General features: G+C 73.2%; 2 protein-coding genes. One reads left to right on the top strand and one right to left on the bottom strand.

The features are described from left to right. A partial coding sequence (locus tag U4E84_RS16810; protein ID WP_322533251.1) for a squalene/phytoene synthase family protein occupies positions 1–447 on the top strand: 447 nt, incomplete at its 5' end. 30 nt (positions 448–477) lie between these two features. Here U4E84_RS16810 and U4E84_RS16805 read toward each other — a convergent pair. Further along, the coding region (locus U4E84_RS16805; protein ID WP_322533250.1) for a helicase-related protein at positions 478–1,814 on the bottom strand (1,337 nt) is incomplete at its 5' end.

Raw genomic sequence — 1,814 nt, 5'->3', positions numbered from 1 at the left:
GTGAACGTCTCGAAGGACGTGTACGACGACTACACCGAGGAGAACAACGTCTACCTCCCCGCCGAGTGGCTCGAAGCGGAGGGCGTCGACCAGGAGCGCGTCGTCCACCCCGAGAACCGCGAGTCGTCCGCGCGCGTCGTCGGCCGCACCGCCGACTACGCCCGCTCGTTCCTCGACGACGCGCAGGCGTACTTGGAGACGATGCCGCTCTCGAACGGGAACACGATGGAGGCGTGGACCGTGCCGTACCTGCTCGCGGTCGGCACCCTCCGCGAGCTCGGGAGCCGCCCGGAGGACGCGCTCACCGAGACCGGCGTGAAGGTGTCCAGACAGGAGGTGTTCGCGGTGATGTCCGCGGCGAGCGACGTCGGCCGCGACTCGCTGGCGGAGCTCCGGCAGACCATCGCCCGGACGCCGTTCCACCGCGCGGTCGGCTCGGCCGACTGAGCGGCGGACTCGGCCGCTACCGATCGCATCTCACAGCCGCGACCGCGCCCGCGACACCGCGGGGACGCGCACGCCGATCGTTTCCCCGAGCGCCTCGGCCGCGCTCAGGAGCCACTCCGCGCGCTCGACCCGCGAGTCGAGGTCACCGGGGCCGATCCGGTAGCGCTCGACCAGCTCCTCGACGGTCGCGCCGCCGATCCACTCGTCTAAGATCCGGGCGGTCTTCACCGACTCCAACCACCCCTCGAAGTCGTCCGGCTCGGTCATGTCCGTGGTGAGGTGCGCGGCGTTCGTCCGGGCGAACTGGTAGACGTCGGCGCGCTCGGCGTTGCCGAGGTAGGTGTCTTGCATGTCCGGCGTGTCGCAGATCACCTCGAAGGCGGTGAGCGTCGTCGCGTCCGCCAACTCGACCGCCGCCCGGAGTCCGGCGACGATCCGCTCGCCCGTCTCGGGGCGGACGTACTGCTTCGAGGTGGTCTCGCCGACCGCCGTCGCGACGAGACGGTAGTCCTCGACGCCGCCCGTCTCCCGGGCGACCATCCCGGCCGCGACGAGGTCGTCGACCGCGACGGCGACCGCGTCGGCGAGGCCGCCCGCGCCCGTCTCCCGGGCGTAGAACGTCCCCTCGAAGACGTCGAGGATCTCCGTCTCGGTCGCCGCGAACCCCGTCGCTATCGCCGCGAGGACGTGCGTCCGGAGCGCGGCGGGGTCGGCTAACTGCGACTCGACGGCCTCGGGCTCGCCCACGACGTACCGCTCGTGAACCTCGTCGCGCGTGTCGGCGTCGGCGACGAGAACCGCCTCGCCGTGCGGGTCGAGCCCCGGGCGCCCCGCCCGGCCACACATCTGGTGGACCTCCAAGGTCGGAATCCAGGACATGCCGCCCTCCCCGTAGCGGCGCTGGTCGCGGACGACGACGCGGCGGGCGGGGACGTTGATCCCGGCCGCCAGCGTGGGCGTGGCGCAGATACAGGCGACGTCGCGCTCGCGGAACGCCGACTCGACGACCGCGCGGTGGCCGGACCGGAGCCCCGCGTGGTGGAACGCCACGCCCGCGCGCAGGCAGTCCGCGAGCTGTCGACCGGTGAGCGTGCCGTCCACGTCGGTGGCCTCTTCGGCCGCCGCCGCGGCCGCCTCCTCGACCCCCAACTCCGCGGCGAGGCCCTCGTCCGCGAGCCGCTCGGCGAGGTCGACCGCCTCGCGCCGCGAACGGACGAACGCGAGGCACTGCCCGCCGTCGGCGACCGCGTCGGCGACCAGCGCGGCCGTCACCTCGGTGGGGTCGTTCGCGTCGGGGGCGTCCTCACCGTCGGCTTCAGCCCCGTTGCGGTCGACGTCGACGGACAGGCTCGTATCGTCGTCGAACG

It is taken from the genome of Halorubrum sp. AD140 (assembly GCF_034497445.1).
Lineage (GTDB): Archaea > Halobacteriota > Halobacteria > Halobacteriales > Haloferacaceae > Halorubrum.
The sequence above is the reverse complement of the archived record's forward strand: the minus strand, read 5'-3'. Positions and strand labels throughout refer to the sequence as shown.